17 protein-coding genes are annotated in these 22392 nt (G+C 64.2%); 10 read left to right on the top strand and 7 right to left on the bottom strand.

What is annotated here, in order from left to right; genetic code table 11:
• Positions 1-6 precede the first annotated feature (6 nt).
• Complete coding sequence (locus J6525_RS16565) at positions 7-1263, top strand: aminopeptidase (protein WP_225645441.1); 1257 nt, start codon at positions 7-9, stop codon at positions 1261-1263.
• Between the two features lie 205 nt (positions 1264-1468).
• On the opposite strand, the gene J6525_RS16560 is transcribed toward J6525_RS16565, so the two are convergent.
• The 3 genes from J6525_RS16560 to J6525_RS16550 form a co-directional block, all read right to left on the bottom strand.
• Positions 1469-2401 carry a GNAT family N-acetyltransferase gene (locus J6525_RS16560; protein WP_225645440.1) on the bottom strand — a complete coding sequence of 311 codons (933 nt, stop codon included), beginning with the start codon at positions 2399-2401 and terminating at the stop codon, positions 1469-1471.
• Positions 2402-2412: 11 nt separating this feature from the next.
• Positions 2413-3462 (bottom strand): amidohydrolase family protein, encoded by a 1050-nt coding sequence (locus J6525_RS16555; protein ID WP_225645439.1) that lies wholly within the window; start codon positions 3460-3462, stop codon positions 2413-2415.
• 145 nt (positions 3463-3607) lie between these two features.
• Positions 3608-4552: an EamA family transporter gene (locus tag J6525_RS16550; protein WP_225645438.1), complete on the bottom strand. Its 945-nt coding sequence runs from the start codon at positions 4550-4552 to the stop codon at positions 3608-3610.
• 90 nt (positions 4553-4642) lie between these two features.
• On the opposite strand from J6525_RS16550, the gene J6525_RS16545 reads away from it, so the two are divergent.
• Positions 4643-5266: a CGNR zinc finger domain-containing protein gene (locus J6525_RS16545; RefSeq protein WP_092089715.1), complete on the top strand. Its 624-nt coding sequence runs from the start codon at positions 4643-4645 to the stop codon at positions 5264-5266.
• Positions 5267-5278: 12 nt separating this feature from the next.
• Here J6525_RS16545 and J6525_RS16540 read toward each other — a convergent pair whose 3' ends face one another.
• Complete coding sequence (locus J6525_RS16540; RefSeq protein ID WP_225645437.1) at positions 5279-6106, bottom strand: MBL fold metallo-hydrolase; 828 nt, start codon at positions 6104-6106, stop codon at positions 5279-5281.
• A gap of 174 nt (positions 6107-6280) precedes the next feature.
• Here J6525_RS16540 and J6525_RS16535 point away from each other — a divergent pair, with 174 nt between their 5' ends.
• Complete coding sequence (locus tag J6525_RS16535) at positions 6281-7231, top strand: alpha/beta fold hydrolase (RefSeq protein WP_225645436.1); 951 nt, start codon at positions 6281-6283, stop codon at positions 7229-7231.
• Here the strand turns inward: J6525_RS16535 and J6525_RS16530 are convergent.
• Both J6525_RS16530 and J6525_RS16525 read right to left on the bottom strand, forming a co-directional pair.
• Positions 7215-8732 (bottom strand): permease, encoded by a 1518-nt coding sequence (locus tag J6525_RS16530; RefSeq protein WP_225645435.1) that lies wholly within the window; start codon positions 8730-8732, stop codon positions 7215-7217. The genes J6525_RS16535 and J6525_RS16530 overlap by 17 nt on opposite strands.
• Entirely contained in the window at positions 8729-9481 is a 753-nt protein-coding gene (locus tag J6525_RS16525; RefSeq protein ID WP_225645434.1) for an ABC transporter ATP-binding protein, read from the bottom strand. Before J6525_RS16525 ends, J6525_RS16530 begins: the two co-directional genes overlap by 4 nt.
• Positions 9482-9776: 295 nt before the next feature.
• Here J6525_RS16525 and J6525_RS16520 point away from each other — a divergent pair, with 295 nt between their 5' ends.
• From J6525_RS16520 to J6525_RS16495, 6 genes are all read left to right on the top strand, one after another.
• On the top strand, positions 9777-10652 hold the full coding sequence (locus J6525_RS16520; RefSeq protein ID WP_225645433.1) for a branched-chain amino acid ABC transporter permease: 876 nt from the start codon (positions 9777-9779) through the stop codon (positions 10650-10652).
• 10 nt (positions 10653-10662) lie between these two features.
• Positions 10663-11814 (top strand): branched-chain amino acid ABC transporter permease, encoded by a 1152-nt coding sequence (locus J6525_RS16515; protein WP_225645432.1) that lies wholly within the window; start codon positions 10663-10665, stop codon positions 11812-11814.
• Positions 11811-12569, top strand: coding sequence for an ABC transporter ATP-binding protein (locus tag J6525_RS16510; protein ID WP_225645431.1), 759 nt, complete (start codon positions 11811-11813; stop codon positions 12567-12569). The genes J6525_RS16515 and J6525_RS16510 overlap by 4 nt, the downstream gene beginning before the upstream one ends.
• Positions 12570-12579: 10 nt before the next feature.
• On the top strand, positions 12580-13359 hold the full coding sequence (locus tag J6525_RS16505) for an ABC transporter ATP-binding protein (RefSeq protein WP_018269124.1): 780 nt from the start codon (positions 12580-12582) through the stop codon (positions 13357-13359).
• Positions 13360-13498: 139 nt separating this feature from the next.
• A complete protein-coding gene (locus J6525_RS16500; RefSeq protein ID WP_225645430.1) occupies positions 13499-15337 on the top strand; it encodes an AMP-dependent synthetase/ligase in 1839 nt (612 codons plus the stop codon).
• 161 nt (positions 15338-15498) lie between these two features.
• Entirely contained in the window at positions 15499-16698 is a 1200-nt protein-coding gene (locus J6525_RS16495) for an ABC transporter substrate-binding protein (RefSeq protein ID WP_050382511.1), read from the top strand.
• 128 nt (positions 16699-16826) lie between these two features.
• Here the strand turns inward: J6525_RS16495 and J6525_RS16490 are convergent, their stop codons facing one another.
• A complete protein-coding gene (locus J6525_RS16490) occupies positions 16827-17579 on the bottom strand; it encodes a transglutaminase-like cysteine peptidase (protein ID WP_225645429.1) in 753 nt (250 codons plus the stop codon).
• A 595-nt stretch (positions 17580-18174) separates the two neighbouring features.
• On the opposite strand from J6525_RS16490, the gene J6525_RS16485 reads away from it, so the two are divergent.
• A complete protein-coding gene (locus tag J6525_RS16485; protein ID WP_225645428.1) occupies positions 18175-22341 on the top strand; it encodes a VCBS domain-containing protein in 4167 nt (1388 codons plus the stop codon).
• The last annotated feature ends 51 nt before the right edge of the window (positions 22342-22392 follow it).

Here is a 22392-nt window from a genome sequence, read left to right as displayed (position 1 = left end):
CGCTTCATGACCGCACATCAACGCAACCTTTCCGCATCGATCGATCCCGTGAAGCTCGACCGGCTCGCCGAAGTCGCGATCAAGGTCGGCCTGCAGCTGCAGCCGGGGCAGGATCTGCTGCTCACGGCGCCCGCCGGAGCGATGCCGCTGGTGCGGCGGGTGGTGGAGCATGCCTACAAGGCCGGTGCTGGTCTCGTGACCCCGTTCTTCTCGGACGAAGAGCTCACGCTGGCGCGCTACCGTTACGCCAACGATGCGAGTTTCGATCGCGCCGCAAGCTGGCTCTATGAGGGCATGGCGAAGGCGTTCGGCGCCAACACCGCGCGGCTTGCGATCGTCGGCGACAATCCGATGCTGCTGTCGGGCGAAGACCCGGTCAAGGTGGCGCGCGCCAGCAAGGCCAATTCGATCGCCTACCAGCCGGCACTGGAGAAGATCGTCAATTTCGACACCAACTGGAACATCATCGCTTATCCCAGCACGTCCTGGGCCAAGCAGGTGTTCCCCGACGATGCCGAGGACGTCGCGGTGGCCAGGCTTGCGGATGCGATCTTCTCCGCCTCCCGCGTCGATCAGGACGGCGCCGTCGCCGCCTGGGCACAGCACAATGCGAAGCTCCGCGAGCGCACCGAATGGCTGAACGGCCAGCGCTTCCACGCGCTGAAATATTCCGGACCCGGCATGGACCTCACGATCGGCCTAGCCGACGGTCATGAATGGGAGGGCGGAGCGTCGACCGCCAAGAACGGCATCGTCTGCAATGCCAACATCCCGACCGAGGAAGTCTTCACCACCCCGCACTGCCGCCGCGTCAGCGGCCACGTCGTCAGCTCCAAGCCATTGTCCTATCAGGGCACGCTGATCGACAATATCTCGGTCAAGTTCGAGGAAGGCCGCATCGTCGAGGCCAAGGCCTCGCGCGGCGAGGAAGTGCTGAAGAAGGTGCTCGACACCGACGAGGGCGCGCGCCGCCTCGGCGAGGTCGCGCTGGTGCCGCACTCCTCGCCGATTTCGAAGAGCGGGCTGCTGTTCTTCAACACGCTGTTCGACGAGAACGCCGCCTCACACATCGCGCTCGGCCAGTGCTACTCGAAATGCTTCGTTAATGGCGACAAGCTGACGCCGCAGCAGATCGCCGAGCAGGGCGGCAACAAGAGCCTGATCCATATCGACTGGATGATCGGCTCCGCCCACACCGACATCGACGGCATCCACGCCGACGGCCGCAGCGTGCCGGTGTTCCGCAAGGGCGAGTGGGCGTAAGGGGGCCGACGCTCTTCACCTCGCCCCGCGTGCGGGGAGAGGTCGGATCGCATCTTCAGATGCGATCCGGGTGAGGGGGCGCCTCCGCGAATGCAGCTGTCACCGAATATGTGGAGAGGCCCCTCACCCCAACCCTCTCCCCGTAAGAACGGGGCGAGGGAGCGCAATCCCGTCGCCGTCGCTACCGACCCAATGTCATCGCGCTCTACTGAAACCTCCGCCCCCGCGCGGCGAGCAGGTCGCCGCGTGGCGCGCTGAAGCGACAGGTCTCGTGCTGCGGCCGGAATCCGAGCCGGCGATAGATCTTCAGCGCGGGAGCGTTGCGGCTCGAGACGTTGAGCCAGCACGGGTGCTCGATCGAGACGTCGTGTGCAGCCAGCACGCGATACACCAATAGCTGGCCGAGCCCGCGTCCCTGCCGCACCGGATCGACGGCGACCGACTCGATCCACATCGAGTTCCGTTCCGGCTCGGTCAGGCAGAAGCCCGACATCTGTCCATCCTCCGACGCGATCCAGACTTCGCTTTCGGTCAGGACCTGCGCCATCTCCTCCGGCGAGTACAGGCGGAAGGCGGCGTCTGAGGCATAGGCGGCATTGTGGATGCGCGCGACCTCGCCCGCGCAGGCGCTGACGTCGCTGACCTGCTCGATGGTGGCGCGCGCGGCCGCGAGCGTGCGCGCCGGCTGCAGCGGCTCGACGCACTTCATCCCGATCTCGGACTCGACATGAACAAAACCGAAGGCCGCGACGAAGGCCATTCCGGCCGGCCAGTCGCTGCTCACCAGCGTCTGCACGGTGAGATCGGCATCGGCGTCGATCGCAAGCACCTCGTCGAACAGCGCGAGGCCAATCCGGCGGCGGCGCATCTCGGGCGCCACGACGATCTTGAGGAATCGGGTGTGATGCGCACCCTGGTCGCGCAACGAGGACTCGGCGAGGCCAACGAGTGCGCCATCGCGCTCAGCAACACGAAAGCCGCGCCCGCCGCGGTTCTGCGGCAGCTTCAGGAACTGGTCCCATTGCGGCAGCGTGACAGGGCCTAGCCGCGGTTCCACCGCGGCTGCCTTTGCGTAAAGTTCGACCACCGCTTCCGCATCAGCCTCTCGAAGCGGCCGGATGGTGATGCCGTCATCCATGAGTCGAGAGTTTACCCGATATCGAGCCGATAGACATCCTTTGCCGTCTTCAAGAACAACGCCGTCTTTTCGGCTTCGCTATATTGTGATGCAAGCCGTTTAAAGGTGTTGAAGATGACCTGGTAGCTGCATTGCCCCTTATCAGGTGGGAAGTTGCTCTCGAACATGCAACGGTCCGGACCGAACGCCTCGATGCAGGTCTCGACATAAGGCCGCCAGGCGGCGGCAAGTTCCTCCGACGAGGGCGGCCTGGGGCGGAGGTGAAAGTCGTAGCCGAGCAGGCACATCGCCAGCCCGCCGAGCTTGACCACGACGTTCGGGCATCTGGCGATCTCCCGGATCGACGCTTGCCAGACCGGAAAGGTTTCCGCGCGCTTGTCGGCGAAACGGCCGGTGCCGACCGGCCCGCCGCAATGGTCGAGCACGATCCTGGTATCGGGGAAGGTGCGGGCGAGGTCGGTCAGCTCGCCGATCTGCGGGTGGAACAACCAGGCATCGAAGCTGAGCCCGAGCGGTGCCAGGCAGGCGAACCCCCTACGAAAGGTGGAGTCCAGCAGAATGCCCTTCGGTCGGTTCGCGTACATATGGGCGACGTTGGGGTCTTCATCCCAGGCCGAGGAGTGGCGGATGCCGCGGAACCGGCCGTTGCCGGCAGCAATCTCCGCCTCCAGCACCGCCTTGGCCTGATCGCCGATCAGAAGGTTAACGTGGCTGACGATGCCGGCGCAGATCGCCGCCTTGCCGTAGCCGCCGCTCGCCGCCATCGCCGCGACGCCGTTGGCGAACTCGACCTCGCCAACCGGACGGAACGCCTCCGGGCCGTCGGCGCGGTACATCGACCGGCAATCGACATAAACGGTCGCCACGATGTTGTGGCCGGACGCGATGTCGTCGCGCATCTCCTCGATCAGATAGCGCAAGCCCCCACGGTCCCAGAGATGGTGATGCGGATCGACGATCGGCCGGGCCGGATCGATGATCTCCTCGGTGTATTGGGCGAGCCAGTCTTCGCGCGGATTGGCATAGAGCCCGCTGGCGGAGGCGGGCAGAGTGCTGGCCATCGATGATGCTCCCTGTTCTTGCTCTTGTCGGCCGCCGATACGATGTCGGCTGCGTGGAGGATAACGAGCCGCGCAGCGACGCGTCAAACCCGGGCCTCTGCCTGACCTCTGCCTGAGGAGGCATGCGTACGTCTGCGCGTGCCGGTCAACCCGACCGTATTGCCGGTCGCGACCATGTCATCGACTGAGCTTGCCTCGCCGACGCCGGCGATGCCTGCTCGGCGCGCCAGGTGATGATGACCGAGGCGATGACAAGAAGCGCTCCAAACAACATCGTGACGGAAAACGGCTCGCCCAGAATCAGCGTGCCGAGCAGCACGGCGATGATCGGGTTGACGAAGATGTAGGTCGAGACCATGAACGTCGACACATTGTCGAGCAGCCAGCGAAATGCCGTGAAGCCGATGACGCTGCCGGCAATGGCGAGATAGATCACGGCCGCGAGCGAGGGCGCCGAAACGTCGCGCGGCGAGAAGCCTTCCAGTTCACCGGACGCAAGACTGATTGCAAACAGGACCGCGCCGCCGATCGACAGTTGCATGCCTGACGACAATGTTGGCGAACCATGATCCGAAGTCCGGCGCGACAGCACCGTGCCCACCGCCCAGGAGAACGCCGCAGCGAGCAGCAGCAGAATGGGAAGGATACTGAAATGGCCCTGTTCGGCCGATTGCCAGCCCACGATTGCAACACCAGCAAGGCCGGGCAGCAATGCGGCGAGCGTCATGGTCGCGGGACGCCGGGTTTGCGGATACAGGAAATCGATGAGCAACACCCAGAACGGGATCGTAGCAAGCATGATCGCGGCGATGCCGGACGGAACCGATTGCTGGGCATAAGCGAGAACACCATGGCAGCCGACGAAGAACAGCACGCCGCAAAGTGCTGCGGTCAGCCAGTTCCACCGCGAAACACGCGTGACGTCCGCCCCGTTCAGCGCGATCAGGATCAGGCCGCCGCCGAGCGAGCGAAGGCCCATCAGCAGGAACGGCGGGATCGACTTCAAGCCGAGCGCGATCGCGAAGTAGGTGGAACCCCAAAGCAGATAGATGGCGGCGAACGCGCCGACAATCAAAAGGCGCTTGGACATACGAGGCTCCCGAGCTAGATTCTAACCCCTTAATGGGTTATCAAATCCAACCCATTAAGGGGTTATGCGTTCCAGAGGAGTTGCTGGACCATGCCGCGCGTTCCTTCGCCTGAGGCGTCGTCCCGGGAAGAGCTCAGCATCAAGTTCGTCAATACCGTCGCATGGCGTCTCCGCGACCTGGTTGAGGATCGGATCGCGACCTCGGATTCCATTCTGAAATGGCTGGTCGATGCCGAACTGGCGGATCGCCGGATCGCCGCGCAACTCAGGGCGCGATGGAAAGCCTCACCGCACGAGGCCGATGCCTTTCTGAATGCGGCGCATGGTCTGCGCGAGGCGCTCTACAGGATCTTTATCGGCCGCATCGGAGGCGGCCGGATCGATCCGACGGCGCTGGCCGATATCAACCGATACCTCGAAGCCGCGTTGGGCGGTGTTGCGCTCGGACCTGTCGGCGACACCCTGCGGTGGCTGCCGACAGCCGGGAAAGTTGCGCCCGAGACGCTGCTCAAGCCGATCGCATGGTCGGCGGTGAGCCTTCTGACCGGGCCCCGTGCGCTGAGGGTGAAGCAGTGCCAGGATGAGCGGGGTTGCGGATGGTTGTTCGTTGACGAGAGCCGTACCCAGAACCGGCGGTGGTGCTCGATGGGCGATTGCGGCAATCTTGCCAAATCGCGGCGGCACTACCGGCGCAGCCAGGCGGCGGAGGAATGAGTCCGTTGAGCCTCACACCCCATCCAGGATGATCACCGTCGGCGTCGCCGGCAGAGTGTCGCGTGAAATCCGCAAAGTGCGCTCGCCGCCGCGGCGATCGATCTCGAACTGCTGGCCGATCAGGCGCATGAACTCGTCGAGCGGGGTGGCGAAGCGGTGCATCGGCAGCACGACGGCGGCGCGCAATCGCCTGGTGATCTCGGAGATGCCGTCGAGCGACATCGTATAGGTGCCGTCGATCGGCACCATCACGATGTCGAGCCGGCCGATCGCCGCGAAATGGCTGTCGTCGAGCTTGACGTGGAGGTGGCCGAGATGGCCGATGCAGAGGCCGGCGACCTCGAAGATGAAGATCGAATTGCCGTCCTTGATCATCTCGCCGCCGGAGTCTTCGCCCCAGTAGCGGCGGATGTCGGTGGTGACATTGCGGATATAGACGTCGCCGATGCGCTCGGCGTAATGCGCGGCCTGGCCGTTCTCGCCCCAGCCATGCAGCACGTGGGGAATCTTGGGATCGGGAAACAGCGTGTAATGGGTCGCGTGGGCCCGGTTCATGGTCGCGACGTCGGGCAGCCGCCCGGTCCGATAGACGCCGTTGTAGTCGGTCGCGATCCGGATGCCGCCGGGCGTGTCGATGTAGTAGGTCGAATGGCCGGCATAGGTGATCGCGACTTCGTCGGACTTGGTCGCGGTCTTGTCCGCGACGCGGCGGTAGCTCACGGGGACGGCGCGCGGCGGCGCGTTGGCCATCGCCAGGCATTCGCTGCGCCGGGCATCCTGCGCGAAAGCGTGACCGGTCAATGATCCCAGCAAGACCAGCGCGGCGAGCAATCTCAGCATGACCTGTTCCGTCTGCGGCGGCATCCGCGGGCGGAAGACTAGCGCGCATTTGGCGCGCCGTCATGATGAGGCCCGTGCATCGCTCCATGGCGCGGGCTGCAACACGAGCCGGGCGATTATTGCGTCGGGACACGCTAGGATGCCGCGCAAACGATCGAGATCAGGGAGTTTTGCGTGACTGATACCGTCTCTTCGCAGCGCGCGCCTTCGACCAAACGGCTCGAGCCATTGCGCCATGTCGACGCCGGTGTGCTCAACATCGCCTATTACGAAGCGGGCCCTTCCGATGGGCCGGCCGTGCTGCTGATGCATGGCTTCCCCTACGACATTCACTCCTATGTGGACGTCGCGCCTGTGCTGGCGGCGCAAGGCTGTCGGGTCATCGTGCCCTATCTGCGCGGCTACGGACCGACGGCGTTCCGCGACAAGGCGACGCCACGCTCGGGCGAGCAGGCGGCGGTCGGCGCCGACATGATCGCGCTGATGGACACGCTCGGCATCGAGCGCGCGGTGTTCGCCGGCTATGACTGGGGCGGCCGCGCCGCATCGATCGGTGCGGCGCTGTGGCCGGAAAGATGTATCGGACTCGTCTGCACCAACGGCTACATGATCCAGGACATCGCGCATGCGATGGTGCCGGCGCCGCCTGATCGCGAGGTGCCGCTTTGGTATCAGTACTACTTCCAGCTCGAGCGGGGGCGGGCGGGGCTCGCCGCCAACCGGCGCGGCATCGCCAAAATCCTGTGGTCGCAATGGTCGCCGAACTGGGCGTTCGACGACGCCTGCTTCGAGCGGACTGCGGTTGCGTTCGACAATCCTGATTATGTCGACGTCGTGATCCACAGTTATCGCCACCGCTACGGCGTTGTCGACGGGGATCCGCAATATGCGGATTTGCAGCGGCGGCTCGACACATTGCCTGTCATCAGGGTCCCCGCCATCTCGCTCGACGGCGCCGACGACGGCGTGACGTTCGCGACCGACGGCAGTCGCACCGCGGCAAAGTACACCGGCCGCCTGGCCCATCGCCTGATTCCGCATGCCGGCCACAATCTGCCGCAGGAAGCGCCGGAGGCGTTTGCCGCGGCGGTGATCGAGGTGATGAACGCTAGCGCCGCGGGCTGATCTTCCAGGCGATGGCAAGCGTCAGCAGCGTCAGAATGCCGCTGACCAGCGCGGCCGTCGGGATTGTCAGGGCCAGTGCCGCGGTTGCGGCCCAGCCGATCGAGGAGAAGGCTTCCGCGAAGGTGGCGATACGGGAGGAGGTCTGACGCCGGCGGAATTGGCTGCGCTTGGCCTGCGCGCGGAACCAGAGCTGGACCGCGGCGGCGGATGCGGTCGCGATGAGGATTGCGATCGCCGTGACCGCGGCCTGCCCTGGCGAGGCAAACGCCAGCAGGGCCACCAGCGGGGCGAAGACCACGGCGATTGCGATCAGGACCACCTCGACCTTGGCGCGGGTCACGCGTGACGGCGGCAGCGGCGCGGTCGCCACCAGATCGGGCGCGTCCTCGCCGGAGATGGTCAGCCAGGCGAGCCCGCCGGCGAGCTGGCCTGCGGCCATCACGATGACGGGCGTAATCAGCACGATCGCGGTCGACGTACCGGAGAAGCTGCGCCACAGCATCAGCGCCGGAGGCAGCAGATAGAGCATCTGCATCAGGCTCTGCGACAGCAGCCACGGATCGCGGCGCAGCAGCAAGAATTCCTTGCGCCGCAGCGCCTGCTGCCGCGAGCCGGCCCGGAAGGCGCGGGCGCGTCCCCGCGTCACCGCAGCCGGATTGGCGGCGACGCTGGCAACCGTATCGGCAAACCGCGGTGCGAATAGCGCCATCACGCCGCCGAGCATCACCAGCGCCGCGGCGAGCAGCAGCAGCATGATTTCGAGGTCGCCGAGCGATGCCCGCGCCGGCCACCACAGCAGGCTGTCGGGGGCGGGGGCAATTCGCGCCGCGGTTTCCGAGGTAAGAAAGGCAAAGCGCGACAGCGTGCCGTAGGACAGCACGGCCACGACCTGCAGCGCGATGACGAAGCCGGCGCCGATCACGGCGGAGACGACCTGCGCTACCAGCCGCGTCCGGCTCGGCCCGATCAGGCGGAACAGGAACGCGGTGACGGCGATCGCGGCGGCTGCCGCCGACAGCCCGATCGCAAGGACGACGCCGAAGCCGGCGAGCCAGCGCGGGCCGCTGAGATAGACCAGCACGTCGATGAACGGCGTCGACAGCAAGAGCGCCATGCTGCTCACCGTCAGCGCGATCGCGGCGATCCGGATCGAGAAGATGTTGGTGAGTTTTGCCGGCGACGACATGATCAGATCGAGATCGGCGCGGGCGTAGAACACGCGCGTCACCGACTCGATCGCCTGCGAGAGCATCAGCGCCCAGGCCAGGAAGATCGTCGCGGTCAGCACGATCAGCGACGACGGGTCGAGCGGAAACCGCAGGTCGGCATAGCGGTTGACCACGGCATAAGCCGGCAGATGCAGGATCGCCGCGAAGATCAGAAGGCCAATCACGGCGCGATTGCGCCGGCGCCGGCCGCCGGTCATCATCGCCAGCCATTCGCGCCACGCCAGGCGGAATTCGTGCCGCGCGAACCAGGTGAGGTGGGCGACCGAGCTCACGCGGCCGCCGCTTCGGTATCGACCAGCGCGATGAACATGTCCTCGAGGGTGGTGTCGTGGCGGCCGTTCTGCGCGCGCAGCTCGGCCAGCGTGCCCTCGGCGATCAGCCTGCCGGCCGCGATCACGCCGATCCGGTCGGCCATCCGTTCGGCGACTTCGAGAATGTGGGTCGTCATGATCACGGTGCAGCCGGCGCGGACGCGCTCCTGCAGCAGTCCCTTGACGTGACGCGCCGACAGCGCGTCGAGGCCGGTCAGCGGTTCGTCGAGAATGATCAGGCGGGGATCGTGCACCAGCGCGCCGGCCAGCGCCACCTTCTGGCGCATGCCCTTGGAGAACCCTTCGCAGCGCTCGTTGAGATGCGGCTCAAGCCCGAGCGACATCAGGAGATCGCGCGCCGAGCTCTCCGAGGTGCGCGGATCGATGCCCCACAGGCCGGCGACGAATTCGAGATATTCCAGCGGCGTCAGCTTGTCGTAAATCATCGGCTCGTCGGACACCCAAGCCATGATCTGCTTGGCGGCGACCGGATCGGCGAGCGCATCGATGCCGAGGATCGACACCGAGCCGGCATCGGGCCGCAATAGCCCCGCCACCATGCGCAGCGTCGTGGTCTTGCCGGCGCCGTTCGGTCCGAGCAGCGCATAGAACTCGCCGATACGGATCGTGAGATCGAGCGCGTCGACCGCCGGGCGATCAAAACGCTTGGTTAACCCTCGCACGGCGAGTGCGGACAGTTCAGGTGTCATGGCGTGGCGGCGATCCGGAATTTCGCTCGTCGGTTGCGCAAAGCTTGGACAAAAACCGTTTCGGTGCAGTGAATCGCACGGGGCAAATCAAAGGTGATATCCGTATTAGTCCGTGCTGCGGCAAATCTCCGCAAATGTGATGATACAGCGACAACAGCGGTTTGTTGACAGGGATCGGGCCTTTTGGCTCAATCGGGGCGGACATAGGCGGCTTTCGGCGCTCCAGACACAAGGGCGTGAAGGCGGGATGCAACGAGCGATCGGATAAGAATCGCCGGGCATCGGGGAGGGAACGATGCTGGACTTTGTTCAGCAGCTCGTCAGCGGCATCGCGCTCGGCTGCGTTTACGGCCTGATCGCGCTCGGCTTCGTGCTGGTCTACAAGGCAACTGAGGTCGTCAATTTCGCGCAGGGCGATTTGATGATGCTGGGCGGCTTTTTCGCCTTCACCTTCATCGGCATGCTCGGGCTGAATTACTGGGTCGGGTTCGCCGGCGCGGTGATCTGCATGGCGTTGTTCGGCATGCTGGCCGAGCGGCTCGTGGTGCGGCCGATCCTCGGCTACCCGCAATTCTCCATCATCATGGCGACGATCGGGCTCGGCTATTTCCTGCGCTCGGTCTCCGGCATGATTTGGGGCACCGACGACTTCAAGATCGAGACGCCGTTCAGCCGGGGCGTCCTGCGGATCGGCAGCCTGGTGCTCGCCTACGACAAGCTGTCGGTGATCGCGGCGACCATCATCTTGTGTGCGCTGCTCTATCTGTTCTTCAACCGGACCACGCTCGGCACCGCGATGCGCGCCAGCTCCGAGAACATGCTGGCTGCCTATTACATGGGCATTCCGGTCAAGCGGGTGGTCTCGATCGTCTGGGCGATCTCGGCCGCGGTCGCGACCTGCGCCGGCGTGCTGCTGGCGCCGATCACCTTCATCCATTCCAATGTCGGCCTGGTGCTGGGGCTAAAGGCGTTTCCGGCCGCGGTGCTCGGCGGCTTCGGCTCGATCCCGGGCGCCGTGGTCGGCGGCGTCCTGATCGGCGTGATCGAGAGCATGGCCGGCTTCTATCTGCCGCAGGGATGGAAGGACGTCGCGCCCTACATCGTGCTGCTCGCGGTGCTGCTGCTCAAGCCCGAGGGCCTGTTCGGCCTTCATGTTCGGAAGAAAGTCTGAGGAGCAACGGATGCGGTTTCTCTTCAAGACCGATTACGAAGACGACATCAAGCTGTTCCCGCATTCGGGCTACATCTATTCCTACGGCCTGTTGCTGCCGGTGCTGCTGATCGCGCCCTACGTGCTCTCGAGCTATCTGATGAGCCAGCTGGTCTTCGTCTGCATCTACGCGACCGTCGGCGTCGGGCTCTTGATCCTGACCGGCTTCACCGGGCAGGCCTCGCTCGGCCATGCCGCCTTTCTTGCGATCGGCGCCTATACCGCGGCCTATCTGCAGCAGTTCAATGCGCCGTTCCCGGTCTACTTCCTCGCCGCGGGGCTGTTGACCGGCGTGGTCGGCGCGCTGGTCGGATTTCCGGCGCTGCGGCTGCAGGGCATCTATCTGGTGATCGCGACGATCTCCTTTGCGTTCATCGTCGAGGAGATCCTGGCGCGCTGGGAAAGCGTCACCAACGGCAATGAGGGCATGCGGGTCAAGACCATGCAGCTGCTCGGCACCACGGTGTCGCGCGACGGCCCGACCTTCTATTACCTCTGCCTTGCGGTGCTGGTGCTGACCATCGTCGGCACGCTCAATCTGCTGCGCTCGCCGACCGGGCGCGCCTTCGTCGCGATCCGCGACAGCGAGACCGCGGCGCGCAGCATGGGCATCAATGTCGCGCTCTACAAGGTGAAGTCGTTCGCGATCTCGGCGGCGATCACCGGTTTTGCCGGCGTGCTATTCGCGCACAAGCTATCCTTCATCTCGCCCGAGATGTTCACGCTGCAGCTTTCGATCGAGTTCATCATCGTGATCCTGATCGGCGGCACGTTCAGCCTGCACGGCGCGGTGCTGGGCGCGATCTTCCTGGTCATGATCGATCCGTTCCTGACCTATCTGAAGGACGATATGCCCGGCGTGATCGGCGGCATGGCGGCGACCCTTGGTGCCGGCACCGAGCGCGCGGGCCACATCCAGGACGCGGTCGCAGCATTCGCCTCCGCCAACGGGCTGAAGGGCGCGATCTACGGCATCATCATCGTGCTGTTTGTGCTGTTTGAACCGCTCGGACTCTACGGCCGCTGGCTCAAGATCAAGCTCTTCTTTCAGCTGTTCCCGCTCTACAAGCGCGCAACCTTCAAGCGGCAGAAGATCTATGTGAAATCGGAGCGGAACAGATGAGCTATTTCCGCGCCGAGAACCTGTCGCTGCACTTCGGTGGCCTCAAGGCGGTCGATGCGGTCAGCTTCGCGGTCGAGAAGGGCGAGATCCTCTCGATCATCGGGCCCAACGGCGCCGGCAAGAGCTCGATCTTCAACCTGATCTCGCGGATCTATCCGCCGACCTCCGGCAAGATCTTTTTCGAGGATCAGGACATCACCCAGGAGCCGGCCTACGATATCGCGAAACTCGGCATCGCCCGCACCTTCCAGAACATCGAGCTGTTCGAGAACGCGGCCGTGCTGAGCAATCTGCTGGTCGGCCGCCATCGCCATTCCACCACGCGGCTGTGGCAGGAGCTATTGTTCCTGCCGAGCGTTCGCGCCGGCGAGAAGGCGCATCGCCGCCGCGTCGAGCAGGTGATCGAATTCCTCGATCTCGAGCCCTACCGCGACAAGCTGATCTCGGGATTGCCTTACGGCGTGCGCAAGGTGATCGAGCTGGCGCGGGCGCTGTGCTCGGAACCGAAGCTGATCCTGCTCGACGAGCCGTCCTCCGGCCTCAATGTCGAGGAGACCGACGACATGTCGTTCTGGATCCGCGACATGAAGAGCGAGCTCGGCATCACCGTGCTGATGGTCGAGCACGACATGACGCTGGTCAACCGCGTCTCCGACCGCGTCATCGCGCTGAACTACGGCCGCGTGCTGGCGATGGGCTCGCCGTCCGAGGTGCAGCACCATCCCGACGTCGTCGCAGCGTATCTCGGCGCATGAGGATGATGCCATGAGCACAGCGGACATCATCCTGAAGCTCTCCAACATCGAAAGCTATTACGGGCCGATCATGGCGATCCGCGGCATCAGCCTCGAGGTGCCGCGCGGCCGGATCGTGACGCTGCTCGGCGCCAACGGCGCCGGCAAGACCACGGTCCTGAAGACGATCTCCGGCATCCTCGACCCGCAGAAGGGCTCGATCGAATTCCTCGGCAAGCCGATCCAGCGCATGGAGGCCGACAGGATCGTGCGGCTCGGGCTGAGCCATGTGCCGGAGGGGCGCGAGGTGTTTCCGTTCCTGTCGGTGCGCGAAAACCTGATGATGGGCGCCTATCTGCGCAAGGACCGCGACGGTGTGGCGCAGGACCTCGAGCGCGTCTACGGCTATTTTCCGCGGTTAAGGGAGCGGCTCGGCCAGCCGGCCGGACAGCTTTCGGGCGGCGAGCAGCAGATGCTGGCGATCGGGCGGGCGCTGATGAACCGGCCGACGCTGCTGTTGCTCGATGAGCCGTCGCTCGGGCTGTCGCCGATCCTGGTGAAGGAGATCTTCACCATCATCCGCCGCGTCAATGAGGAGCAGGGCATGTCGATCCTGCTGGTCGAGCAGAATGCCAAGATCGCGCTGGAGACGGCGCATTACGGCTATGTGCTGGAGATCGGCCGCGTCGTCATGAACGATACCTGCGAGCGGCTGATGAATTCACCCGATATCCAGGAGTTCTACCTCGGCGCCAAGGAAGCCGGTGCGCGCGGCGAGCGGCGCTGGAAAAAGAAGAAGACGTGGCGTTGAGAATGACTGGGCGCTGGCAATGGCGCCGAGGAAGGTTTGGCACTGAACGAGAGTTGGAGCTAGATTTCAGGCCAGTTTCGCCAACAAGACCGGCAACACAAGCCGGCGCGTGAGACCGGCGGCAGAGGAGGGAGCGCGCATGGCAGGGCCAGCGGTGCTGACGGTTGCCGACACGATCGCGAGAAGCTTTCTGCTCGCGGTTCAAACGCGTGGCGACAGGCCCGCGATCCGCGAGAAGAAGTTCGGCATCTGGCAACCGACCAGCTGGCGCGAATGGCTGCAGATCTCCAAGGACATCGCCTACGGCCTGCATGCCACAGGCTTCCGTCCCGGCGACGTTGGCTCGATCATCGCCAACGCGGTGCCGGAATGGGTCTATGCCGACATGGGCATCCTGTGCGCCGGCGGCGTCTCCTCCGGCATCTATCCGACCGATTCGGCCGCGCAGGTCGAATACCTCATCAACGATTCCCGCACGCGGGTGATCTTCGTCGAGGACGAGGAGCAGCTCGACAAGGTGCTGACCTGCCGGTCGCGCTGTCCGACGCTGGAGAAGATCGTCGTGTTCGACATGGAGGGCCTCTCCGGCTTTTCCGATCCGATGGTGCTGTCGCTCGCGGAATTCACGTCGCTCGGCCGCAATCATGCCTGGGGCAATCCGGCGCTGTGGGACGAGATGACCGGCAGCCGCACCGCCTCCGATCTCGCGATCCTGGTCTACACCTCCGGCACCACGGGCCCGCCCAAGGGCGCGATGCACTCCAACCGCAGTGTGACGCACCAGATGCGCCACGCCAACGATCTCTACCCCTCGACCGACAGCGAGGAGCGGCTGGTGTTCCTGCCGCTCTGTCACGTCGCCGAGCGGGTCGGCGGCTACTACCTCTCGCTCGCGCTGGGATCGGTGATGAATTTCGCCGAGAGCCCGGAGACGGTACCGGACAATCTTCGCGAGGTGCAGCCGACCGCATTCCTCGCGGTGCCCCGGATCTGGGAGAAGTTCTATTCCGGCATCACCATCGCGCTGAAGGATGCGACCCCGTTCCAGAACTGGATGTATGCCCGCGCGCTCGCGATCGGCAACCGGATGACCGAGTGTCGGCTGCAGGGCGAGACGCCGCCCTTGTCGCTGCGGCTCGCCAACCGCGCGGCCTATTGGCTGGTGTTCCGCAACATCCGCCGCATGCTCGGGCTCGACCGCTGCCGGATTGCGCTGACCGGCGCCGCGCCGATCTCGCCGGATCTGATCCGCTGGTATCTCGCGCTCGGCATCGACATGCGCGAGGTCTACGGCCAGACCGAGAATTGCGGCGTCGCGACCATGATGCCGGCGGACCGCATCAAGCTCGGCTCGGTCGGCAAGGCCGCGCCCTGGGGCGAGGTGATGATCTGCCCGAAGGGCGAGATCCTGATCAAGGGCGATTTCCTGTTCATGGGCTATCTCAACCAGCCGGAGAGGACCGCCGAGACGATCGACGCCAAAGGCTGGCTGCACACCGGCGACGTCGGGACGATCGACAATGAAGGCTATGTCAAGATCACCGACCGGATGAAGGACATCATCATCACCTCCGGCGGCAAGAACATCACGCCGTCCGAGATCGAGAACCAGCTCAAGTTCTCGCCCTATGTCTCGGATGCGGTCGTGATCGGCGACAAGCGGCCGTATCTCACCTGCCTGATCATGATCGACCAGGAGAATGTCGAGAAATACGCCCAGGATCACGACATCCCCTTCACCAATTACGCAAGCCTGTGCCGCGCCCGCGAGATCCAGGATCTGATCCAGCGCGAGGTCGAGGCGGTCAACGTGAAGTTCGCGCGCGTCGAGACCGTCAAGAAATTCTATCTGATCGAGCGCCAGCTCACGCCCGAGGACGAGGAGCTGACGCCGACCATGAAGCTGAAGCGCAGCTTCGTGAACAAGCGCTACGCGGCCGAGATCGCCGCCATGTATGGCGAACGCGCGGTGGCATAGAGCATGATCCGAGAGAGTGTGAAGCGGTCTTCCCTCGCGACAAGCGCGCAGCGCTTGCGCGGAGATCATGCTCAAAGAAGGATTCGACGACACCGAATTGGCGAAGGAGCGAGCAGGCCCGACCCTTCGCTTAACATGGGCCATGTAAGGAGGAGACTGCAATGTCGAAATCGCTGAAGGCGCTGGGCCTTGCGGTGAGCGCGCTGGCGCTGACCTGTCTGCCGGCCGCAGCCCAGACCAAGGTCACCAATGAAGGCATCTCGCCGACCGAGATCGTGATCGGAACGCATCAGGACTTGTCCGGCCCGATCAAGGTCTGGGGCGTTCCGGTGTCCAACGGCATGAAGATGGCGGTCGAGGAAATCAACGCCGGCGGCGGCATCAACGGCCGCAAGATCAAGATGATCCTGGAGGACAACGGCTACGATCCGAAGAAGGCGGTGCTGGCCTCGCAGAAGATGGTCGAGCGCGACAAGGTGTTCGCGATGATCGGCCCGATGGGCTCGCCGACCGTGCTCGCCGCGCAGGACATCCTGTTCGATGCGGGCGTGTTGCAGCTGTTCCCGCTGACGGCCGCCGAATTCACCTTCAAGTTCGATCCCGCCAAGCCGCAGGAGCGGCTGAAGTTCAACAACCTCCTGCCCTATGTCGAGAGCACGCGCGCCGCGCTCAAATACATGATGGAGTGGAAGAACTTCAAGAAGCCCTGCATCATGCATCAGGATGACGAGTACGGCAAAAACGTGCTCGACGGCTTCACCCAGCAGCTTGGCGCGATGAAGGTGCAGCCGGCCTCGGTCACGAGCTACAAGCGCGGCGCCTCCGACTTCTCGGCGCAGGTCGCCAAGATGAAGGCCGACGGCTGCGACCTCGTCGTGCTCGGCACCGTGATCCGCGAGACCATCGGCGCGATGAACGAGGCCAAGAAGCTCGGCTGGGACGTGACCTTCCTCGGCGCCACCCCGACCAACGTGCTCGAAGTGCCGGCACTCGGCAAGGAAGCCGTCGAAGGGCTCTATGCGGCCTCGGGCTTCGAGATTCCCTACGAGGACACGGCCAAGGGCAAGGTGAAGGACTGGCTGGTGAACTACAAGAAGATGTTCAACACCGACGCCAACACCCAGGCGATCATCGGCTACAACGCGGTGATGACCTTCGCCTTCTACGCGCAGAAGGCGGGCAAGGATCTCTCCGGCCAGAAGATGCTGGACTCACTGGAGTCAGGCGACAAATTCCTCGACATCTTCAGCTCGCCGCCGACCAAGTTCTCCAAGACGGATCATCTCGCCAACACCATCACCCAGGTGCAGCAGGTCAAGGGCGGCCGCTGGGTGCTAGTGAAGGACAATCTGATGTTCTGACGGGCAGTCGCTCATCTGGATTCACTCGTCATTGCGAGGAGCGAAGCGACGAAGCAATCCATCTTTCCGCGGAGGGATGGATTGCTTCGCTTCGCTCGCAATGACGGAAAGGTATGTCTGGCCGGCTCTTAGTTCGTCCGCGCCGCCGGCCGCCACGCAGCCTCGGCGACGAGCGGGGCATCGACATAGCGGCTGACGCCGTGCTGGTCGATCACGAAGGTCGGCCGAAAACTCCTGATGTCGCTGTCCTCGATCATCGCCATGCGGCGGTTGTCGAGGGTCAGCCAGCGGCCGTCGAGCCGCGCGGCGAGCACCGCATGGTCTTCGCCGCCGAGCAGGTCATGCAGGACGACGATCCGCAGATCTTCCGGCGCCACGCCGGCCTTGCGCAGCGCCACCAATTTCGCGATCGCATAGTCCTCGCAGTCGCCGCTGCCGCGGGCGAAGGTGGCGAGCGGCGTCGCCCAGACGTCGGGCTCGCCATAGGCCACGAGATCGCTGCCCGGACGGATCGCAAGGTTGATCGCGCGGTTGATCTCGCCGAGCCGGGCGCGACCCTGACGCGCCCGTCCGGCATCGACGATCGCCAGGAATCGCAGCGCCGCCGGCGACGCGCAGCCGGCGCGGTCGCTCTCGCAGGCTGCCAGTTGCTCCAATTCGTCGGCGAGCTGGCGCTGCACGCCGAGCCATTTGTCGTGCAGGCCGCCGTCGGCAAGCAGGCTGGTTATCAGGCCGAACGGCTCGGTCGACTTTCTGATCAGCGTCGCCGGACCGGGCGAAAGCAGCGAAGCGGCATTGAGCTCGGCAACCGGCGCGGCCAGGGCCAGGCCGAAGCCCAGCATGACGGCGCGCAGCACAAGCGGGCGAAGCGAGAATCTCATCTGACACCCCCTGTCCGCTCTTCGGCGGGTGGACATTGCACCGCGCACGCGACCGGATCGTTTCATGCCGGGCAGCATGGCGAACGATCCATTCGAATCGACTTAAGATGTGGGGAATCAGGGGAAGAGGCTAAAGGGCGCCTGCTTGGGGTCCCGAAAACTTTACCGGTTTGTGAAAGGAAGCGGCGAACCTTTTTCCACTGCTTTGCAACTCATCCTTGCCCTCTGGTTAACCCGGCCGGTCCGCGCACGGGACTGCTGTGATTTGTAAGCTAAGTCACAGCTTTGGCCGGGAAATTGGGGTCAAATGCCCGCTCTGGGCTAAGGGGAAATAGAGGCAAGTACAGAAATGCCAATCAATACCACGAATACGTGGCTCAGTACGTATCTTGGCTTGAATCCCACCTTATGGTACCGTCAAGCGAATCCGAACTACACGGCTCTTCACAGCGTGAGCCAAGTCACATCCAGTCAAACCGCACAACAGGGCCACCTTGCGCAAGCACAGAGTGGTTTCGCCAAGCTTTATCCGATGATATGCAGGCATAATCATTCGGATATTTTAACAATATTAACTCCCGTGCGGTGATCCGCAGTGAACTTTGTCGAGAAATTCGACGGCCTGTTGCCGAACACGGACGCTTATGCCCGTGGATACGTGCACGTCGACAGCGTTTCCACGCATGCTCCCCCCGGCGCGATCATCGTCGCCGACGGGCAATTGCTGTTCACCGGCGACTTCAAGCGGACCGGGCTCGATCTCGTCATCGCGAAGGACGATCGGGAACTCGTCCTGCACGACTACTTCAAGGGCGAAAAGCGCGCGCCGCTGGCGTCGCCTGACGGCGCGCATCTCACCGGCGATCTCGTCAACGCACTCACCGGCTACACCCAATATGCCCAGGCCGGCGGCGCGGCGGAGCCGGCCAAGGTCATCGGCCATGTCACCAAGCTGACCGGGAACGCCACGGCCATCCGCAATGGCGTCGCGATCGTCCTGAACCAGGGCGACAACGTCAACAAGGGTGACGTGGTGCAGTCCAGCGGCGACTCGACGCTCGGCATCACCTTCATCGACGGCACCGTGTTCGGTCTCGGACCGAACGCCAAGATGGTGCTGAACGAAATGATCTACGACCCGAACGGGTCGAGCAATACGTCGCTGATGAGTCTGGTCTCGGGCACGATCTCCTTCGTGGCCGGCGCGACCGCCAAGCACGGCGACATGAAGGTCGATACGCCGGTCGCGACCATGGGCATCCGCGGCACCGCGGTGCTGGTCGAGATCGATTTCGACGTGCAGGGCACCGGCGGCGTGCCGCCGGCCAAATTCCAGGTGCTGGTCGAGCCCGATGGCAGCACCGGCTCCTACATCCTGTTCGACAAGACGACGCTCAATCCGATCGCGACCGTCGATCAGGCCGGCACCCAGACCATCGTCAACGGCCAGGGCAGCGTCAGCTTCGTCTCGTCGGCGCAACTGTCGACCGATGCGCAGAAGCTGATCTCCGACGTCTTCGCGCTGAAGTTCACCGACAACAACAATCCCAACACCAAGCTCACCACCAACTTCACGGACAGCGTCGTCCCGGTATCGAGCAGCTTCAAGCTCACCAGCAGCGACGGTGGCGCGCCGATCATCATTCTGCTGACCTTCGTCAACACGACCGGCCCTCAGGCCGGTGGCGTTCCCAACAGCAGGATCGACCACATCCCGGGGCCGCCGCAGGTCGTGACCCAGGACGCGGCATTTACCGAGCGGCCGGGGCTGACCCAAAGCGGGCTGTTCGACACTGCGACGGGCCAGATCAAATGGCTGGACCTCAATGTCGGTGACATACCGAGCGCGAAGGTCGACTATTCCGCGTTCAGCTACCGGGACGCCAACGGCAGCGACGTGACCTCATCGCTGACGGCAGCGCAGCTTGCGGCCATCAAGACCGTCGAGATCCCGTTGCTGCTCGAGCCCGATCCGAACAACAAGAATGCCGGTTCGGCGACCTGGACCTACAACCTTGCCGACAGCGCGTTCGACTTCCTGGCTGCCGGAGAAACGCTGACGCTGGCCTATGTCGCGCGCGTCGATAACAATTTCGCGCCGAACAACGAGACCACGTTCAAGACCTTCACGATCACGATCACCGGCACCAACGACACGCCGGTGGTGACGTCCTCGGCGCAGGCCGGTTCGATCACCGAACTCCCAGCAACGACGAATTCCGCCCAGCCTGATACGGCGCACGGCACGCTGACATTTACCGATGCGGATCTGACCGACACGCATACGGTCACCATCACCGGCGTCACCGAGGCCGGCGTCACCACCGGACTTGCCGGCCATGCCACCGTGCTGAGCTGGCTGTCGTTGGGCGCGCTGACGGATTCGACCGATGGCGTGACGGGATCGCGCTCCTGGACGTTCTCGGCCGCCGACAGGAGCTTCGACTATCTCGCCACCGGCGAGACGCTGACGCTGACCTACACGGTCGAGATCGACGACCATCAGGGCGGCGTCGTCACGCTGCCGGTCACCATCACGATCGTCGGCACCGACGACAGGCCGGCGATCACCTCGCCGACCCAGTTGGCCGCCATCACTGAAGCCGAGGAGACGACCGGCTCGGTCGTGCCGGATACCGCATCCGGTACCGTGACCTTCGTCGATGTCGATCTCAGCGACACCCACAGCGTCACCGTGGCCAGCGTCACCGAAACTGGCGTTACCGCAGGGCTTCCCGATCAGGCGACGATACTGGGCTGGATGTCGCTCGGCACGCTGACGGATTCGACCGGCGGCGTAACCGGATCGCGCGCCTGGACTTTCTCGGCCGCCGACAGGAATTTCGACTATCTCGCCGTCGGCGAGACGTTGACGCTGACTTACCTGATCCAGGTCGACGACCACCACGGCGGTGTCGTCACCCAGCCCGTCACCATCACCATCACGGGCACCAACGACGTGCCGACGTTCACGTCGGAGCCGCCGACCGCCACGGTCCCCGAGATGATCGGCGAGACCGGATCGATCAAGCTCGACGTGGCCCAGGGCGCGGTGACATTTGCCGACGTCGATCTCAGCGACACCCACATCGTGTCCATCACCGGCGTCGCGGAATCCGGAACGACCACAGGCCTGCCTGAGGACGAGTCCATCATCCTGAACTGGCTCTCGCTGGGGACGCTGACCGATTCGACCGGCGGGATCGCCGGATCCCAGGCCTGGACCTTCTCGGCCGCCGACCGCAATTTCGATTATCTTGCCGACGGTGAGACACTGACACTGACCTATACGGTCGAGGTCAATGACCATCATGGCGGCGTGATCAGCCAACCGGTGACGATCACGATTACCGGCAGCAATGACGCGCCGATCGTCACGTCGGTGCCTCAGGCGGCCATCATCCCCGAACAACCCGATACGACCGGTTCATCGACGCTGGACAGCGCATCCGGCACCGTGACGTTCACCGACGTGGATCTCAGCGACACCCACACCATGACCATCACTGGCGTCGCCGAATCCGGGGCGACCACGGGCCTGCCGGACGAGTCCACGATCCTGAACTGGCTGTCGCTGGGTACGTTGACGGACGCGACCGGCGGTTCAACCGGATCGTCGACCTGGACGTTCTCGGCCGCGGACCAGAATTTCGACTATCTCGCCCTCGGCGAGACGCTGACGCTGACCTACACGATCCAGATCGACGACCACCATGGCGGCGTCATCAACGAGCCTGTGACGATCACGATCAACGGCGCCAACGACGCGCCGATGCTCGCCGACGTCAATGCCGGCACGCTCACCGATACCGCTGATAACGACACGTTCGGCACGCTGACCGGCACGCTCCATGGCAACGACGTCGACCATGGCGAAACCGCGACGCTGACTTATGCCGCGCTCAATTCGGACCACGCCGCGGTCACGCAGATCGCAGGCCTCTACGGCTCGCTGACCGTCAACCCGGACGGCACCTACAGCTATGTTCCCGATGCTGCCGCGATCAACGCGCTCGGCAAGGGCACCTATGCCGACACGTTCGATGTGGAGACGATCGACGCGCATGGCGCCGTCGGGACCGCGAAGCTGACGATCGACGTGATCGGCGCCAACGACACGCCCGTGATCCATACCGACAACGTCAGTATCATCGAACATCCCAACGGGACCGAGACGATCTCCGGCCTGACCGTGACGGACGCCGATGCGACGGCCGACGAGACCTTCACCATGGCCGCGGCGACGACGCCCGGTGCGGGCAGCAGCGTTGCGCCTTCGTCGCAGGAGGGGCTTCTCTCCGGCATCAACACCGCGCTTGGATCGTCGGGTCTCGTTTACAACTCCGGCCAGACGGCTCCGGCGACCGACACGATCGCGCTTTCCGTGACCGATGGCCATGGCGCAACCGATACGGTCAACCTGATCTTCAACGTCCAACAGGATCGGCCCGAGCCCGTGATTCTGACCGGGACCAGCGACAAGGACGTGTTTTTCGGGTCGGGTTACCAGGACAAGTTCGTGTTTGCGCCGAACTTCAACCACGACACGATCCTGAACTTCACGCCAGGCGAGGACCAGATCGACCTGTCCACGGTCGTCTCGGCAAGCACCTTCAGTAGCTGGTTCGATCAGCATGTTGCGATATCGCCGACCAATTCGGCGGATACGCTGATCACGATCGACAGCGCAGACACGATCACATTGCACAATGTCGCCAAGGCGAGCCTGTCCCAGAACGACTTCATTATTCATTTTACGTGACGGGCGCGCGGCCGTGCCGCCAGGGGGCTGGCCCGGCTGATTGTGCACTGC

Source organism: Bradyrhizobium australafricanum (assembly GCF_020329495.1).
GTDB lineage: Bacteria > Pseudomonadota > Alphaproteobacteria > Rhizobiales > Xanthobacteraceae > Bradyrhizobium > Bradyrhizobium australafricanum.
Note: the sequence above shows the minus strand (reverse complement) of the source record. Positions and strands in the feature narration are given on the sequence as shown.

What these genes read in the sequence shown, in the direction of transcription:
- J6525_RS16515 (WP_225645432.1), top strand. Translation starts at nt 10,663, where the DNA reads ATGCGGTTTCTCTTCAAGACCGATTACGAAGACGACATCAAGCTGTTC.
- J6525_RS16540 (WP_225645437.1), bottom strand. Translation starts at nt 6,106, where the DNA reads ATGCTGAGATTGCTCGCCGCGCTGGTCTTGCTGGGATCATTGACCGGT.
- J6525_RS16505 (WP_018269124.1), top strand. Translation starts at nt 12,580, where the DNA reads ATGAGCACAGCGGACATCATCCTGAAGCTCTCCAACATCGAAAGCTAT.
- J6525_RS16550 (WP_225645438.1), bottom strand. Translation starts at nt 4,552, where the DNA reads ATGTCCAAGCGCCTTTTGATTGTCGGCGCGTTCGCCGCCATCTATCTG.
- J6525_RS16495 (WP_050382511.1), top strand. Translation starts at nt 15,499, where the DNA reads ATGTCGAAATCGCTGAAGGCGCTGGGCCTTGCGGTGAGCGCGCTGGCG.
- J6525_RS16560 (WP_225645440.1), bottom strand. Translation starts at nt 2,401, where the DNA reads ATGGATGACGGCATCACCATCCGGCCGCTTCGAGAGGCTGATGCGGAA.
- J6525_RS16565 (WP_225645441.1), top strand. Translation starts at nt 7, where the DNA reads ATGACCGCACATCAACGCAACCTTTCCGCATCGATCGATCCCGTGAAG.
- J6525_RS16545 (WP_092089715.1), top strand. Translation starts at nt 4,643, where the DNA reads ATGCCGCGCGTTCCTTCGCCTGAGGCGTCGTCCCGGGAAGAGCTCAGC.
- J6525_RS16520 (WP_225645433.1), top strand. Translation starts at nt 9,777, where the DNA reads ATGCTGGACTTTGTTCAGCAGCTCGTCAGCGGCATCGCGCTCGGCTGC.
- J6525_RS16510 (WP_225645431.1), top strand. Translation starts at nt 11,811, where the DNA reads ATGAGCTATTTCCGCGCCGAGAACCTGTCGCTGCACTTCGGTGGCCTC.
- J6525_RS16555 (WP_225645439.1), bottom strand. Translation starts at nt 3,462, where the DNA reads ATGGCCAGCACTCTGCCCGCCTCCGCCAGCGGGCTCTATGCCAATCCG.
- J6525_RS16500 (WP_225645430.1), top strand. Translation starts at nt 13,499, where the DNA reads ATGGCAGGGCCAGCGGTGCTGACGGTTGCCGACACGATCGCGAGAAGC.
- J6525_RS16525 (WP_225645434.1), bottom strand. Translation starts at nt 9,481, where the DNA reads ATGACACCTGAACTGTCCGCACTCGCCGTGCGAGGGTTAACCAAGCGT.
- J6525_RS16490 (WP_225645429.1), bottom strand. Translation starts at nt 17,579, where the DNA reads ATGAGATTCTCGCTTCGCCCGCTTGTGCTGCGCGCCGTCATGCTGGGC.